Below are 13,878 nucleotides of genomic sequence, written 5' to 3' on the forward strand. Positions count from 1 at the left end.
ACCGCAGTTAGGCGAGCTGGTCGGTGATGGCGTCGACGACCGCGTCGACGACCGCGTCCTTCTCGCCGGAGAGGAACTCGATGCGGCCGTCGCGTGCGCCGCGCGGTTCGACACCGGCCTCGGGGAGTTCGTCGGCGACCGTCTCGCCGACGGCGCGCACGTCCACCGTGTCGCCGCTACGGACGCGAATCTCGTCGCCGCTCACGCCGACGAGCACGTCGGCGCGGTCGCGGCGCCGGTAGAGCGCGTCCAGCAGCAGGTCGACCGGTGGGAAGTCGTACTCGTGGGTGTACGCGTCCACGTCCAGCGTCTCGAAGGCGACGCCGTCCTGCCCTCGCACGTCGAGGTGGGGTTCGGCAGTCGCGACTTCGGTCTCGAGGCGCTCGCGGAACTGCTCGGAGACGTGCTCGATGAGCGAGTCGTCGGCCTCCCCCAGAGCAGGTCAGAGATGAGTTCGCGCTTGTCCTCGTAGGACTGGTAGAACGCTTCCAGCGCGATGGCGTCCCGGAGTTCGGCGAGCGTGTTCGGGCTGTAGTGGGTCTGGGCGGCGAGGTCCGCGTAGGCGTCGGGCGTGTCGGCCCAGTACGCCACGGCGGGCAGGTGGTAGAGGTCCTCGCGGACGTCGTCGTTGACGAACGCGGCGAGCTGCGAGCCGAGCGCGCCCGTGTTCACAGGTGCTTCGCCGGCTTCAGTGGGGCTGACGAGGACATCTGCGCCCGCGGCGTCGTCGGTGTAGCCGCCGTCGATGGCGACCACGTCCGCGTCGTAGATGTCCAGCAGGTCGATGGCGTCCGTGGATTCGCCGGTGGAGCCGGCGCCGACGAGCACGAACAACGGGTGTTTCTCGTCGTGGCGCTCGGCGGCTTCGAGCATCGAAGTGACGTCACCGGTTGCGTCGTCGATGGTGTAGAACGCGTCGTCGAGCGGGCGCCGGTCGACGTAGTGGTACTCGGCGTCCTCGCGGGCGTGCTCGTCGCGGATGAGCGGGAGGAGCGCGCGCTCGATTGCGGTGCCGGCGACGTAGCCTTCGACGGTCGCCGTGTGGCGGAGGATGACCGGTCGGGATTCGACGACTGCACGGCGGATGGCCGTCGCAGCGTCGACGAGGTCGTCGGTGATAGCTTCGACGGCGGCGTCGGCGGCGAGCAGGTCAGTCGTCTCGGGAGCGGCGCGCTCGGTGAGCGCGTCCTCCATGCGTGCTTCGACGGCCTGCGCGTCGGCGCCGTCGAGTTCGGAGAGTTCCTCGGTCTCGACTTGGAGTTCGCCGCGGCGGCGCTCGACTTCGCCGACGATGCGGACGACGTCGCCCGCTTCGGCCTCGGGGTACGCGCGGACGCCGGCTTCGACGAACGCGGCGCAGTCGATGGCGCCGGTTTCGTCGGCGACTTCGAAGACGGTCGGGCCGCTGGTCTGTCGCGCGTTCGCGATTTCGCCCTCGACCGTGACGTGTTCGTCGACGTGGTCTTCGAGGTCGGCAATCGGCACGCGCTCGGGGTCGCTGTCCTCGTCGGACGCTTCAGCCGACTCCTCGGTGGACTCCGCAGCGGACTCCTCGTCGGTCGTCTCCTCGGCGGTCACTGCCTCGTCTCCGGAGGTCGCGTCCTCGTCGGTGGTCGTCTCGGGTTCGTCGGCTGGTTCGGGCTCCGGTTCCGGTTCGGACGCCGACTCGTCGGGTTCGGCGTCGAACTCGGTGGTCTCGGAGACCGGGGTACCGCCGTCGGCGGTGCTGGTCTCGTCCGGCTCTTCGTCGGGGAGTTCGGCGTTCGTCTCCGCGCTCGGATCGTCGACGAGGTGGCCGCGGAAGTCGCGGTCGCCCTGCCGAATCGACCAGCCGAGGTCGACGTTCTCGTTGTCGTGGACGTCCGTGACTTGGACGTACACTTTGTCGCCGGCGTCCCAGCCCAGCGATTCGAGGCGGCCGGGGACTTCGCTGCGGTGGAGCAGACCAGTGACGGAGTCACCGATGTCGACGAACACGCCGAAGTCGGCGAAGCCGTCGATGGTGCCCGTGTAGTAGCGACCGGGTGTCAGTTCGTCGGGAGAAGTGCCGCGGAACTCGAAGGCGACGTCCTCCTCGTGGGTCTTACAGACGCGGCCGTCCGTGGAGGAGCCGCAGATGATACAGGTACCCATTTGCATCGAGAAAGCGGGTGCTGCCGTAAACGATTATCGAAAGCCGCCCGTGTTCCGGGCGCTGTGAGGGCTCGCCGGCGTCACTCGAAAACGGGGCTGTCGGCTTCGAGCGCCGCTACGTCGTCGGCGATGTCGCGGACGTCCTCGGGGAACAGCGCGACCTGCACCTCGTTGCCGTCGTCGTCCTCGAAGACGAGTTTCACTCGCTTGTCACCGAACTCGCGGGCCTGCGCGGAGTCGACGTCGAACAGTTTCGCCTCGGCGGTCTTGTTCGACGGGCCGACGTTCTTGATGGCGCCGTCGTTCAGTTCCACCATGAAATCCGAGAGGTTGATGTTGAGCACGCGAGTGGATTCGCGGGCGACGCACTAAACACCGAGCACTGCGGCGGCCCGCCCGACCCACGGCATGTAGTCGGCGGCCGGAGGGAACAGCGCGACGGTGGCACCGAACCAGCCGAACCCGGACCCGTACGCGAGCGCTCCCGGAACGAGCACGGCGAGGAGCGCTCGCGGGAGCGAGGTGTCGTGGACAATGTGAGTGCCGAGAACGAGTAACGCGGACGCCCACAGTCCGCAGACGAACGTGACTGCGGGAATCCCGACGCCGACAAGCGCGCACGGTGCGCTCGCGTACGCGAGCACTTGCACAGTCTCGCTGACGCCGCCGCGGTCGGGGACGACGGCGGCGAGCGCGAGCGTCTCGACGGCCGACAGCGCGTGGAGGGCGGCGGGCGCGACGAGGAGGACAGCAAGTGCGAGCGTGAGGAGGGCGGCGAGCCAGGACGGCGCCGGGAAGTCTAGCGCGCGCCCGGGGTCGAGCGCGAGCCGTGTGCCCTGCGAGACGAGGACGACGGCCATCGCGAACACCAGTCCGGGCGCTTGGTCACCGGGGGAGACCGCTTCGTCGAAGAACGTCGTCGGGTTCAGAAGTACCTGCGTGAACGCCTTCGCGAGGCCCACTGGCCCGCGCTCGCGGCCGCCCTCCGGCTCGACCCACGTGGTCATTTCAGTTTCGCTTGACGACGTGGCAGTTCCGGCACCGTGCCTCGTAGGACTCCTCCGCGCCGACCATGATGGTCGGGTCGTCGTAGTGGGCGGGTTCGCCCTCGATGAGGCGCTGGTTCCGGGTCGCCGGCTCCCCGCACTGCGTGCAGATGGCTTGGAACTTCTCGACATACTCCGCGACGGCCATCAACTGGGGAATCGGCTCGAAGGGCTCCCCGCGGAACGTCTGGTCGGTGCCGGAGACGACGACGCGGCGGCCGTCGCTGGCGAGCTCCTGACAGACGTCGACGAGTTCGTTCGGGAAGAAGTTCGCCTCGTCGACGGCGACGACCTCCTCGCCGTTCAGGTAGCCGGGAATCTTCGAGACGCCCTCCGCGGTGGTGTCGACGACCCTCGCGTCCCACGTGCGGCCGGCGTGCGAGCCCAGCGTCGACTCGCCGTAGCGGTCGTCGATGGCGGGCGTGAACGCCGCGACCGACTGGCCCGCGATTTCCGCGCGCCGCAGCCGCCGCAGTAGCTCCTCCGTCTTCCCGGAGAACATACTCCCGGTGATGACTTCCACCCACCCGGAGTTCGTGATCGCGTGCATGGTCACAACGGGGGTGGTCGCGGGGCAAAACGCTTGCTCATCTTCGGCGGCGCGGCGGTTCCTACCAGCCCGAAATCCACCCGCACCTATTTTGTGCCGGCCCGCCTCTCGCGGCGTATGTACGACAACATCTTGTTACCCACCGACGGGAGCGGCGCCGCGGACGCAGCAGTCCCGCACGCAATCGAACTCGCGGACCGCTACGGCGCCCACCTCCACGTCCTCTACGTCGCGGACACGACCGAGTACAGCACCGTTACGTTCGAGGACGACGTGGTCGACCCGCTCACAGAGGAGGGACAGGCGGTCGTCGACGACGTCGTCGAGCAGGCAACCGACCAGAACGTCGAAGCCGTCGGCGTCGTGATGAAGGGCGGTGCCTACGAGACTATCCTCCAGTACGTCACCGACGAGGACATCGACGTGGTCGTGATGGGGACGCACGGTCGCCGCGGCCTCGACCGCGCGCTCCTCGGGAGCGTCACGGAGCGCGTCGTCCGCACCGCCGACGTCCCCGTGTTGACGGTCAGAGAGGACGAGGAAGCGTAGCTACGTCGCGAGGCGAGCGACCGTCTTTTCGCCGCGGTCTTCGAGTTCGACGAGACCGTCGTCGGCGAGGTCACCGAGCAACTCCCGGAGCCACTCGCGGCCGGTGTCGCCGCCGTAGTCGACGCGCACTCGCGGGCCGAGTTCGTCGAGTTCGAGTTCGCCGTGCTCGCGGAGCGCGCCGACCGCGCGCCCGCGCTTCTGCCGGCGACTCCCCTCGAACGTGGACTGCTCGGGAACGTCGGGCGCGGAGAAGTCCCCGGAAGCGTACGCCGCACACCACTCGCGCCACGGACAGCCGCCCTCGTCGCAGTTCGGGGATTTGCCGCAGGCGACGCCGCCTAACTCCATGATGGCGTTGTTCCAGACTTCGGACTCGCCGGCGGGCATGAGTTCGTTTGCCGCGTCCTCGAACGCCGCGTCGTCGTCCGGCACGTCGAACGCGCGGTAGAGCACGCGCTTGACGTTCGTGTCCACGACGGCGTCGCCGTTGTCGAACGCGAACGACGCGACCGCGTTGGCGGTGTACGGGCCGACGCCCATCAGCTCCGAGAGTTCGTCGGGCGTCTCGGGGAACTCGCCGCCTTCGACGGCTTCGCCGTCTCCGGGAGGTCGGTCTGCCGGACCGACCTCTCCCTCTTCGACCTGCTGGGCGGCCTCGTGGAGGTACTTCGCGCGGTTGTTGTAGCCGAGGCTGTTCGCCGACCAGAATCCGACGACGTCCGCGCGGTCGGCGGCCGCCAACTCCGCGGTCGTCGGCCAGCGTTCGAGGAACGCGTGGTAGGCGTCCTCGACGCGGGAGAGTTGGGTCTGCTGGCTCATCACCTCGGAGACGAGGATGGCGTACGGGTCGTCGGTGCGCCGCCACGGGAAGTCCCGGTGGCCGTCCTCGTACCACGACACGAGCGCGTCGCGGACGGCGTCCACGTCGCTGGGGAGCGCGTACTCCCCGTCCCCCTCAGTCATGGCCACGGGTTGTTCGGTCGCGCGCTTAGGGGTGCTGGTTCGCGGTCGCGGCCCGCGAGTTGCAAGTGGGGAGAACGCCCGCGGCGATTAAGTTACGGCGACGGGAAGTCGCGCTCGATGCGACGAAGAGTCCTCCTCTCGGTCTGTGTCGCCGCGTTGCTCGTCACTGCGGGCTGTACGGGCCTCTCCAGCGACGACACGGCGGACACGCCACAGATACAGAGCGACGTGGTTGATGCGATGGCCGACGTCGACACGTACCGCATGGAGATGCGGATGAACATCTCCGCGAACGGACAGACACTGTCGATGACGCAGCGCGGCGTCTTCGACCACGAAGCCGAGCAGGCGCGCGTGAACGCGTCGGCTCTCGGCCGACAGACGACGACGTACATCGATGGAACGACCGCGTACGTGAACGTCGGCGGCGTCTGGCAGACTCGCGACTTCTCGGACCGGGAGCCGTGGAACGAGAGCACCGGCATCGACCGGCAGCGCGCGCTCCTCGAATCGGGGTCCGTCACCGTCGCGGGGTCCGCGACTGTCGACGGCGTGGCGACGACGGTGCTGCGCGTGGACCCCAAGCCGTCCGACGTGAAGTCCGTCATTGCCCAACAGGGGCAAGGCCTCGACGAGGTCGGCATCGAGTCCGCGACCTACCGGATGTACGTCGCCAACGACACCCACCGACTGCGGCAGGTCGAGATGGACCTCGAGATGTCCATCAACGACCAGACCACGGACGCGAACGCCACCATGACGTTCTCGGCGTACGGCGAACCGGTGAACATCTCGGTGCCCGACGCCGCCACCACGCAGGCCGCACGCGGGAGCGTCGCCGCCTGAGACGGGCGCCACGAGCAACGAAAAGGCGTATGCCGGCGCCAGCACACGTCCCGCGTATGAGTCTCGACGACCTCGAAACCGACGTGGAACTGGCGTACGACGACCTCGACGACTACGCGTTCCTCGACCGCGAGAGCCGTCAAGAACTGGCGATGCTGGGCGCCGCGCTGGACGCCGACACCGACGAACTGCTGCGGCGCGCGATTCACCTGCTGTTCCAGTCGACGACCGAGTCCGGCCGACTGGACTTCCACCTGCGCTCGACGTACGACGTGACCTACGACGAGTACCTCTCCGGGATGACGTTCGACGAGATGACCGGCGGCGCGGCGGTCCAGCAGCCCGACGACGACGACCGGCGCTACCAGTTCTGAGCGCCGCGTTCAGTCGAACTGGACGCGACTGACTTCGAAGCGCGCGCCGCCCGTCTCGCTGTCGGTAACGTTGAGACCCCAGCCGTGGGCGGTCGCGACTTCCGCGACGATGTGGAGGCCGAACCCGGTGCCGTCCGGGTTCGTGGAGTAGCCCGCGTCGAAGACGTTCTCGCGGTCGGCCTCGGGGATTCCCGGGCCGTCGTCCTCGACGTAGAAGCCCTCACCGTCGTCGAGTAAGCCGACGGTGACCCTGACGCCCACCTCGTCGTCCGTGGAGCCGTGCTCGACAGCGTCCTGCCGGGCCTGCGAGGCAGGGCCCGTGGAACCGTGTTCCACAGAGTTCTGGAAGAGGTTCGTGAGCAGTTGGACGGCGCGGGTCTCGTCGACGAGTACGGTGGCGTCGGCGTCGACGGTGAGTTCGGCGTCGCCGCTGGCGACCGACTCCCACGCGCGGTGCGCGAGGTCGCCGAGGTGCTCGGACTGGAGGTCGTCGACGCCGTCGCCGGCGCGCGCCAGCGCCAGCAGGTCGTCGACGAGGTCCGCCATGCGGTCGACGGTCTCTTGGCACTTCGTGATGTGGTCGGGGTCGCCGGTCTCGGCGGCCAATTCGAGGTAGCCGTCGAGCACGCTCAGGGGGTTCTTGAGGTCGTGGGAGACGATGGACGCGAACTGCTCCAAGCGCTCGTTCTGGGCTTCGAGGCGTTTGCGGGACTCGCGGCGGGTGAGGCCGTAGCTGACCCACTGACTGAGCAGGTCGACGAGCGTCACCTCCCACTCGGAGAACTGCTCGCGGCGCGGTTCCTTGCCGTAGAAGCACAGCGTGCCGTAGACGTCGCCGTCGACGAAGACGGGCGCGCCGAGGTAACAGCTGATACCCCACTCGCTGTAGCCCGCCTTGTCCGTGAGTTCCGGGGCGTCGGCGGCGACATCCGCCATGACGAGCGTCTGCTCGGTGGCGGCGGTGCGCTCGCAGTTCGTCGCGGATAGCGCCGCGGTGTCCCCGGGTTGGGTGTCGACGTCGCCGCGAATCGCTTCGAACTCGTAGACGTCGCCCTGGATGTGGGAGAGGCCGCCGGCGTCTGTGCCGAGGACGTCCGCGCCGAGGTCGAGGAGCGCGTTCACTTGCTCGGTGAACGACAGGTCGGTGTCGGCCGTGATGTCGTGGACGTCTCGGAGGACGCGCTCGCGCTCGCGGAGGCGGTCCTCCTGCTGGTGGCGTTCGGTGACGTCCCGAAAGTAGACGGACAGGCCGCTCTCGGAGGGGTAAGCGTGCACGGACAGCCACGTGTCCAGCGGTTCGTAGTAGGACTCGAACGCGACCGGTTCCTGCGTCGCCATCGCCTCGTGGTACTGGTCGTAGAACTCCGTGTCGACGGCGGCCGGAATCACGTCCCATATCGACGTGCCGACGAGGCCGTCCTCGGGCGCGTCGACCATCGCGGCCTCGATAATCGACCTGCCCTCGTCGTTGAGGTACGTGAACTGCCAGTCGCGGTCGACGGCGAAGAACGCGTCCGTCATCCGGTCGATGACGCCGTCGGGGTCCGCCACTAGCTGACTGTCGCCGGCTCGTTCCTGTGCGACGACCACGAGGCCGTCGTCGTCGGACCGCCGCGACACGCGGAGTTCGACTGGCGTCCGACTGTCAGCACCGGCAAACACCGCGTTCAGGGACGGCCCGTCAACAGCGTCGCGGAGGGTCGCCAGCGTGACGGCGCCGAACACGTCGGCGACGTGGGCGTCAGCGAGCGCGGCGGCGTCGCCCGCGAGGTCGAGGGCGGCGTCGTTGTAGTACCGCAGGCGGCCGTCCGCGTCGAACGCGACCACGGGCGCCGCGAGGGCGTCGAGGGTGCCGCGAGCGTCGACGTCGAATTGCCGGCGGTCGTGTGCGTCGTCGGGCATCGTCACTGCTCTCTCTACTGGGAGGGCACCGAAACGTATAGACGTTCGTCTCGGTTCCACGATAGCTCTCGTCGTCGCCGACCGTCGTAGCGACGAGACGACCGAGTTATACTGTTGACAGCCCGAGGGCCCGGTATGCGAGACCGAACGCGACGCGACGTACTGCGCGCGACCGCAGGCATCGGCGCGACGGCCACGCTCGCCGGCTGTCTCGGCGGTGGCTCCAGCAGCGGCGAGGTCGAAGCCCTCGACGCCCCGGAGGGAACAGAAGTCGTGGAAGTCGGCCCCGACGGCAGCTACGTTTTCGCCCCCGCCGAACTCAGTATCTCGACGGGGACGACCGTGCGCTTCGTCTGGCTGTCGGGGACGCACAACGTCGCCGTGACGAGTCAGCCTGCCGACGCGGACTGGTCGGGCCACGAAACTATCGAGGGGCGCGGGTTCTCCTTCGAGTTCACGTTCGAGGTCCCGGGCCGCTACGAGTACGTCTGCACCCCGCACCGAACGCAGGGGATGACCGGCGCAATCGTCGTCGAGGAGTAGCTACTGCACGTCGTCGCTGTGGCCGCCTGACGGCCCGGCGCGCGTGACCTTCGAATCGTCGAGGGCGTCGAGGAAGACGCCCACCGCGAGGTCGATTTCTCGCTCCGTGACGTCCAGCGGCGGGAGCAGCCGCAGCGTCTTGTGGCCGCAGCCGAGCAACAGCAGCCCGCGCTCCAGGCACGCTTTCACGGCGGCTTCGCGGCGGTCCTTGGTGTCGAACTCGACGCCGAGCATCAGGCCGTTCCCGCGCACGTCATCGACGAACTCGGGCGCGTCGTCGGCGAGAATCTCCTTGGCCTGCCGGCCGCGCTCGGTGACGTTGTCGAGGAGGCCGTCGCTGGTGATGGCGTCGATGGTGGCGACGCCCTGCGCGGCCGCGAGCAGGTCGCCCGCGCCCCACGTCGAGGAGAGGCGGCCGGTCTCGTCGGGGAAGAGGTCCTCGTTGGCGACGGTCGCGCCCACGCGCAGACCCTTCGCGGAGGTGATGACGTCGGGGTCAATGCTGGTGTGGTCGACGCCCCAGAGTTCGCCCGTGCGGCCGAGACCGGACTGAATCTCGTCGGCGATGACGGGGATGTCGTACGTCTCCTGAATCTCGGCGATGTCGTCGGCGAACTCGTCGCTCGGGACGCGGTAGCCGCCCTCGCCCTGCTGGGGTTCGAGGACGAGGTACGCCACTTCTTCGGGGTCGACGACGCCGCGCTCGGGGTGGAGTTTGTCCGCGATGGCGTTCCCGCCGGGACCGTTTGTCTTCCACCCGCAGTCGCAAGCGCCCTCACAGGAGCAGTACGGCACGGAGACGACGCCGCCGATTTCGGGGTAGCCGCGGCGGTGGACGGTCTTCGAGCGGTTCAGGGAGAGCGCGCCGAGCGTGCGGCCGTGGAACGCGCCGTCGAACGTGAACGCGCGGTGGCCGCCGTTCGCGTAACAGATCTTGATGGCGTTCTCGATGGCCTCTGCGCCCGTGTTCGAGAGGAAGACCTGGTCGAGGCCGTACTCCTCGGTGATGTCCGTGAGCCGGTGGAGCAGCTGCGTCGACGTCGGCACGTCGGCGTCCTCGGGTGGCCAGCCGCCGCTCGCGTAGAAGTCCTGGCCCGCAATCTTGGAGGGGTCGACGACGTCGAACTCCGCCAAGCGGTCCATAATCTTGGGGTTGTTGTAGCCGAACGGCGCGGCCGCGACGTGGCTCGTGAAGTCCATGAGGACGTTGCCGTCGACGTCCGTGCAGAACGGGCCGATGGCCTCCTCGGTGATGTCCCAGACGAACTCGTAGACGTACGTGCTGGGGGCGGCGTGCTCGTGGTGGTAGTCGACCCACTGCTGGGCTTTCTCGCCGGGAAGGCTGCGGACGCTCGGCTCGGCGGTCTCCCTGTCCATGGTAGTGGTTGCCCGGGCCGCCGACAAAAGCCATTCGTTACGGTTGGGGCAAGCTTCACCAGCCGTCAGAACGCGACGACAGCGGTCGCGACGCCGCCCGCGACGAGCAGGGCCGTGCTGTACCCCGCGACGCGGTACGCGAACGACCGGTTGTCGCTGGTCGCGGTGAGCGCGACCTTCACGCCGATGGAGGAGGCGGTCGCCAGCAGCACGGCGACAGTCGCGGCCGTCCCCGAAATCGCGCCCGTGCGGTAGAGCACGATGGCGGAGGTGGTCGCGCCGGCGCTCGACACGAGTCCGGAGAGAATCGCGGTCGCGTAGAGGCCGGCGGAGCCGAACTGGGTCTGTGCGAGCCCGCCGGCGACCACGACGACGAGGAACATCGCGCCGAACGCGAGCGCGTTCCGCATCGAGAACGGGCTCTCCAAGTCCATCTCGACGCGCGTCGACCAGTCCGCGGTGGCCGCCGCGACGCCGATGCAGCCGACGACGATGACGACGAGCGGGACCGTTGCGGCCACCAGCACCCCCGTCGAGAGCGTGAACACGACGACGATGAGGAGGTTCCGGAGCGCCATCGCGGCGTTCGCCAACAAGACGCCCGCGACGGCGTACGACGCCGTCTCAGCGCGCTCACCGACGTGGTCGAGCATCGTCCCGACGACCGCCGTCGAGGACGCCAACCCGCCGAAGAAGCCCGTGACGGCGATGCCGCGGCCGCCGTACGTCTTCACGACGACGTAGTTCACGATGCCGATGCCCGCCACGAACACGACCATCAGCCAGACGACGCGCGGCTCGATTTCGACCGCGTACTGCCCCGACCCGACCGCGACGGTGCCGGCTGGCAGCAGCGGATAGACGACGAACGCCAGAATCGCGAACTCGAACGTCGAGCGCAGTTCCTGCCGGGAGAGCCCCCACGCGAACCCGTGGAGTTCGCGCTTGAACACCAGCAGGACGGAACTCGTGACGGCGACGACTGTCGCCGGGAGCACCGCATCGACGGCGACGAGCACGCCGACGCCGTACGCCACCATCAGGCTCACGGCGGTCGTCAGGTGGAGGCCCTCGTCCTCGTCGCGCATCCCCGAGACCATCAGCACGCCCGCGACGACGATGACGAACACCGCGCCGACGCCCGAGAGGTACGGCGGACAGACGCCCGCGGCGTCCGCGCACCGCTCCGTGTCCACCTGGGTGAAGATGGTCGCGAGGACGCTGACGAGCGCGAACGTGCGGATGCCGGCGGCCTTCTGGGACCACTCGCGCTCCAGTCCGATGAACAGGCCGAGCGCGACGGACAGCGCGAGGCGGACCACGCGGCTGTCCACGGGGGCGTTCGCCAGCGACTCGATGACTCCGGGCACTCTCTGGCGTTCACCGCGGGCGGGCAAAAAGTTGCGGGCTGGCGCGAACGCGGTCGTCGGCGAATCTTTTTGCGTGGTCGTGTCAGTATCTTAGGTGATGGACGTCAACCGTGGTCGACTCGCGTGGTGGGTGGTCGCTGCCGTACTCGCCGGCGCGCTCGCGTTCACCGTTTACTCGTTCCTCGGGACGTTCGTGCTCGGGGTGTTCGTCTACTACGCGACGCGGCCCGTCTACCGCCGCCTCGAACGGTGGATTCCCCGGCCGACGATTCGCGCCGTAGTAGCGCTCGTGACGCTCGCGCTCCCCGCGATGCTGGTCGTCGCGTACACGACGGCGGTCGGCCTGCAGGAACTCGACCAGTTCGTCGACGCGCAGAACGCCGACCTCGGGCAGGTCGGCGCGCTCCTCGACCCGTACTTCGACGTTTCTGGTATCGTGCAGGACCCGCAGGCGTTCCTGAACCAGCCGTCCGTACAGGAGGCGCTGACGGCGTCCGCGAGCAACGCCTTGGAGTACGTCGGCTTCCTCGGCACGCTGTTCATCCACCTGTTCGCGGTGGTCATCGTGGCGTTCTACCTGCTCCGCGACGACCACCGTCTCGGCGGCTGGTTCCAGCGCCGATTCACGGACGGCAACGGCGTCGCGGAGGCGTACGCGCGGGCGGTCGACAGCGACCTCTCGACGGTGTTCTTCGGGAACATCGTCTTCGCGTTCGCCACCGGCGTCATCGCCGCGGTGTCGTACACGGCGCTGGACGCGCTCTCGCCCGCAGGCATCGCCATCCCCTATCCCGTGTTGTTCGGGCTCATCACGGGCATCGCGAGCCTCGTCCCGGTGGTCGGCATCAAACTCGTGTGGATGCCGCTGGCGGGGTGGCTCGCGCTCGTCGCGTTCCAGCACGGGACGGGGTACGTGTTCGTGGCGGCGTTCGTCGGCGTCGCGGCCGTCGTCGTGGACTTCATTCCCGACTTGCTGTTGCGCCCGTACGTCTCCGGGCGGGACATCCACCTCGGTCTGGTGATTCTGTCGTACGTCTTCGGGCCGCTGCTGTGGGGCTGGTACGGGCTGTTCCTCGGCCCGCTCGTACTCGTGTTCGTCGTCCACTTCACGAGGCTCGTGCTCCCGGAACTGCTGGCGGGCGAGGAGATCTCGCCGGCCGCGCTCGGCGGCGACGTCGTGACCGCCAGCGACGGCGAGCAGACCGCTGCCTCCGAATCCGACGAAAGCGAGGAGGCGTAGTTACTGTTCTTCGAGGCGAGCGCCGTCCCGCGGACAGTACGCGAACTCGGGGTCGCGGGTGCTGAACGCGCACTCCGGGCACTCGTAGACGGTTGGTTCTGATTCCTCGGTCCGCCGGCGGAACAACAGCGGAATCAGCGGAACCGCGAGGAAGAAGACGGCGACGTCGAAGAAGACCCACGCGGCGACGCTGACGGCCACACTCGCGAGCACGCCGACGGCGGCGGTAGCCGTCCGCGAGGAGACCACAGTTAGTCGAGGTCGACGTACTGCTGTTCCCACTCGCGGCGCGCGGCGATTTCGCGGCGGCCGCGGCGGGTGAGCGTGTAGTAGTTGGTTCGCTGGTCGAGTTGGCCCTTGTCGACGAGGCCCTTGTCGACGAGGGTGTCGAGGTTGGGGTAGAGTCGGCCGTGGTGAATCTCAGACTCGTAGTACTCCTCGAGTTCTTCCTTGATGGCGAGGCCGTGTGGCTCGTCCAGTCCGGCGACGACGTAGAGGAGGTCACGCTGGAACCCTGTCAGGTCGTACATATGTCTTGCTCTCGTTACGACTTTGGTCTCGGAAAGCATAAGCATAGGGGATTGCGATGCCGATTACCGAGAACGACCCGGCATATATCGAAGTGACATGTCGAAATCGGTGACTCGCGTCGGTGCTGTGGCTGTCCCCCGGACTTTATGCCGACCGCCCGGCGACACGCCCACATGGCCGGCGTGGACACCCACGACCTCGCAGACGTCTCGCCGACAGCGTGGCGCCTCCTCCGCGTCGCCGCCGACTTCAGCCAGCGCGACGTCGAACGAGCGGTGGCGGACCTGCGGCAGGCCCACGTCTCGATGCTGGAGAGCGGGAACCGCGGCCTCTCCGTCGAGCGACTGCACGAACTCTTCGACCTGTACGTGGCCGAACTCGACGACGAACAGGTGGAGGTTCTCGTCGAGCACTTCTGAGCCGCTGCGCCGAGAGTGAATCCGTTAATCATTAA

General features: G+C 68.2%; 15 protein-coding genes and 1 pseudogene. 6 read left to right on the forward strand and 10 right to left on the reverse strand.

Annotated features, from left to right (window positions below; all coding sequences use genetic code 11):
- Positions 1–7 precede the first annotated feature (7 nt).
- From AVZ66_RS07950 to AVZ66_RS07965, 4 genes and pseudogenes are all read right to left on the reverse strand, one after another.
- Positions 8–2,133: pseudogene (locus AVZ66_RS07950) on the reverse strand (OB-fold nucleic acid binding domain-containing protein).
- A gap of 80 nt (positions 2,134–2,213) precedes the next feature.
- The gene (locus AVZ66_RS07955) at positions 2,214–2,450 is read right to left on the reverse strand and encodes a hypothetical protein (RefSeq protein ID WP_272931448.1); all 237 of its coding nucleotides are present in this window, start codon (positions 2,448–2,450) and stop codon (positions 2,214–2,216) included.
- A 51-nt stretch (positions 2,451–2,501) separates the two neighbouring features.
- On the reverse strand, positions 2,502–3,140 hold the full coding sequence (locus tag AVZ66_RS07960; protein ID WP_157575634.1) for a YIP1 family protein: 639 nt from the start codon (positions 3,138–3,140) through the stop codon (positions 2,502–2,504).
- Position 3,141: 1 nt separating this feature from the next.
- The gene (locus AVZ66_RS07965; protein ID WP_058983479.1) at positions 3,142–3,729 is read right to left on the reverse strand and encodes a thymidine kinase; all 588 of its coding nucleotides are present in this window, start codon (positions 3,727–3,729) and stop codon (positions 3,142–3,144) included.
- Between the two features lie 117 nt (positions 3,730–3,846).
- On the opposite strand from AVZ66_RS07965, the gene AVZ66_RS07970 reads away from it, so the two are divergent.
- The gene (locus tag AVZ66_RS07970) at positions 3,847–4,278 is read left to right on the forward strand and encodes a universal stress protein (RefSeq protein ID WP_058983481.1); all 432 of its coding nucleotides are present in this window, start codon (positions 3,847–3,849) and stop codon (positions 4,276–4,278) included.
- Here the strand turns inward: AVZ66_RS07970 and AVZ66_RS07975 are convergent, their stop codons facing one another.
- Positions 4,279–5,241 (reverse strand): A/G-specific adenine glycosylase, encoded by a 963-nt coding sequence (locus tag AVZ66_RS07975; RefSeq protein ID WP_058983484.1) that lies wholly within the window; start codon positions 5,239–5,241, stop codon positions 4,279–4,281. It abuts the gene before it with no gap.
- Between the two features lie 117 nt (positions 5,242–5,358).
- Between AVZ66_RS07975 and AVZ66_RS07980 the strand changes: the two genes are divergently transcribed.
- A complete protein-coding gene (locus AVZ66_RS07980; protein WP_058983487.1) occupies positions 5,359–6,087 on the forward strand; it encodes a DUF6612 family protein in 729 nt (242 codons plus the stop codon).
- A gap of 56 nt (positions 6,088–6,143) precedes the next feature.
- Positions 6,144–6,461 (forward strand): hypothetical protein, encoded by a 318-nt coding sequence (locus AVZ66_RS07985; protein ID WP_058983489.1) that lies wholly within the window; start codon positions 6,144–6,146, stop codon positions 6,459–6,461.
- A gap of 9 nt (positions 6,462–6,470) precedes the next feature.
- Here AVZ66_RS07985 and AVZ66_RS07990 read toward each other — a convergent pair whose 3' ends face one another.
- Positions 6,471–8,363, reverse strand: coding sequence for a GAF domain-containing sensor histidine kinase (locus tag AVZ66_RS07990; protein WP_082678866.1), 1,893 nt, complete (start codon positions 8,361–8,363; stop codon positions 6,471–6,473).
- Positions 8,364–8,498: 135 nt separating this feature from the next.
- On the opposite strand from AVZ66_RS07990, the gene AVZ66_RS07995 reads away from it, so the two are divergent.
- Complete coding sequence (locus AVZ66_RS07995) at positions 8,499–8,906, forward strand: plastocyanin/azurin family copper-binding protein (RefSeq protein WP_058983492.1); 408 nt, start codon at positions 8,499–8,501, stop codon at positions 8,904–8,906.
- Here AVZ66_RS07995 and AVZ66_RS08000 read toward each other — a convergent pair whose 3' ends face one another.
- Positions 8,907–10,283 (reverse strand): aminotransferase class III-fold pyridoxal phosphate-dependent enzyme, encoded by a 1,377-nt coding sequence (locus AVZ66_RS08000; RefSeq protein WP_058983495.1) that lies wholly within the window; start codon positions 10,281–10,283, stop codon positions 8,907–8,909.
- Positions 10,284–10,348: 65 nt separating this feature from the next.
- Positions 10,349–11,653 carry an MgtC/SapB family protein gene (locus AVZ66_RS08005; protein ID WP_231727092.1) on the reverse strand — a complete coding sequence of 435 codons (1,305 nt, stop codon included), beginning with the start codon at positions 11,651–11,653 and terminating at the stop codon, positions 10,349–10,351.
- Positions 11,654–11,750: 97 nt separating this feature from the next.
- Between AVZ66_RS08005 and AVZ66_RS08010 the strand changes: the two genes are divergently transcribed.
- On the forward strand, positions 11,751–12,893 hold the full coding sequence (locus AVZ66_RS08010; protein ID WP_157575635.1) for an AI-2E family transporter: 1,143 nt from the start codon (positions 11,751–11,753) through the stop codon (positions 12,891–12,893).
- Here AVZ66_RS08010 and AVZ66_RS08015 read toward each other — a convergent pair whose 3' ends face one another.
- Together AVZ66_RS08015 and AVZ66_RS08020 are read right to left on the reverse strand one after the other, a co-directional pair.
- Entirely contained in the window at positions 12,894–13,142 is a 249-nt protein-coding gene (locus AVZ66_RS08015; RefSeq protein WP_058983498.1) for a hypothetical protein, read from the reverse strand. It abuts the gene before it with no gap.
- A gap of 2 nt (positions 13,143–13,144) precedes the next feature.
- Positions 13,145–13,423, reverse strand: a complete 279-nt coding sequence (locus tag AVZ66_RS08020; protein WP_058983503.1) for a PadR family transcriptional regulator — start codon at positions 13,421–13,423, stop codon at positions 13,145–13,147.
- Between the two features lie 174 nt (positions 13,424–13,597).
- Here AVZ66_RS08020 and AVZ66_RS08025 point away from each other — a divergent pair, with 174 nt between their 5' ends.
- Positions 13,598–13,843, forward strand: a complete 246-nt coding sequence (locus AVZ66_RS08025; RefSeq protein ID WP_058983505.1) for a helix-turn-helix transcriptional regulator — start codon at positions 13,598–13,600, stop codon at positions 13,841–13,843.
- The last annotated feature ends 35 nt before the right edge of the window (positions 13,844–13,878 follow it).

This window comes from Halobacterium sp. CBA1132, assembly GCF_001485535.1.
Classification (GTDB): Archaea; Halobacteriota; Halobacteria; order Halobacteriales; family Halobacteriaceae; genus Halobacterium.

What these genes read in the sequence shown, in the direction of transcription:
- AVZ66_RS07955 (WP_272931448.1), bottom strand. Translation starts at nt 2,450, where the DNA reads ATGGTGGAACTGAACGACGGCGCCATCAAGAACGTCGGCCCGTCGAAC.
- AVZ66_RS07960 (WP_157575634.1), bottom strand. Translation starts at nt 3,140, where the DNA reads ATGACCACGTGGGTCGAGCCGGAGGGCGGCCGCGAGCGCGGGCCAGTG.
- AVZ66_RS07965 (WP_058983479.1), bottom strand. Translation starts at nt 3,729, where the DNA reads ATGCACGCGATCACGAACTCCGGGTGGGTGGAAGTCATCACCGGGAGT.
- AVZ66_RS07970 (WP_058983481.1), top strand. Translation starts at nt 3,847, where the DNA reads ATGTACGACAACATCTTGTTACCCACCGACGGGAGCGGCGCCGCGGAC.
- AVZ66_RS07975 (WP_058983484.1), bottom strand. Translation starts at nt 5,241, where the DNA reads ATGACTGAGGGGGACGGGGAGTACGCGCTCCCCAGCGACGTGGACGCC.
- AVZ66_RS07980 (WP_058983487.1), top strand. Translation starts at nt 5,359, where the DNA reads ATGCGACGAAGAGTCCTCCTCTCGGTCTGTGTCGCCGCGTTGCTCGTC.
- AVZ66_RS07985 (WP_058983489.1), top strand. Translation starts at nt 6,144, where the DNA reads ATGAGTCTCGACGACCTCGAAACCGACGTGGAACTGGCGTACGACGAC.
- AVZ66_RS07990 (WP_082678866.1), bottom strand. Translation starts at nt 8,363, where the DNA reads ATGCCCGACGACGCACACGACCGCCGGCAATTCGACGTCGACGCTCGC.
- AVZ66_RS07995 (WP_058983492.1), top strand. Translation starts at nt 8,499, where the DNA reads ATGCGAGACCGAACGCGACGCGACGTACTGCGCGCGACCGCAGGCATC.
- AVZ66_RS08000 (WP_058983495.1), bottom strand. Translation starts at nt 10,283, where the DNA reads ATGGACAGGGAGACCGCCGAGCCGAGCGTCCGCAGCCTTCCCGGCGAG.
- AVZ66_RS08010 (WP_157575635.1), top strand. Translation starts at nt 11,751, where the DNA reads ATGGACGTCAACCGTGGTCGACTCGCGTGGTGGGTGGTCGCTGCCGTA.
- AVZ66_RS08020 (WP_058983503.1), bottom strand. Translation starts at nt 13,423, where the DNA reads ATGTACGACCTGACAGGGTTCCAGCGTGACCTCCTCTACGTCGTCGCC.
- AVZ66_RS08025 (WP_058983505.1), top strand. Translation starts at nt 13,598, where the DNA reads ATGGCCGGCGTGGACACCCACGACCTCGCAGACGTCTCGCCGACAGCG.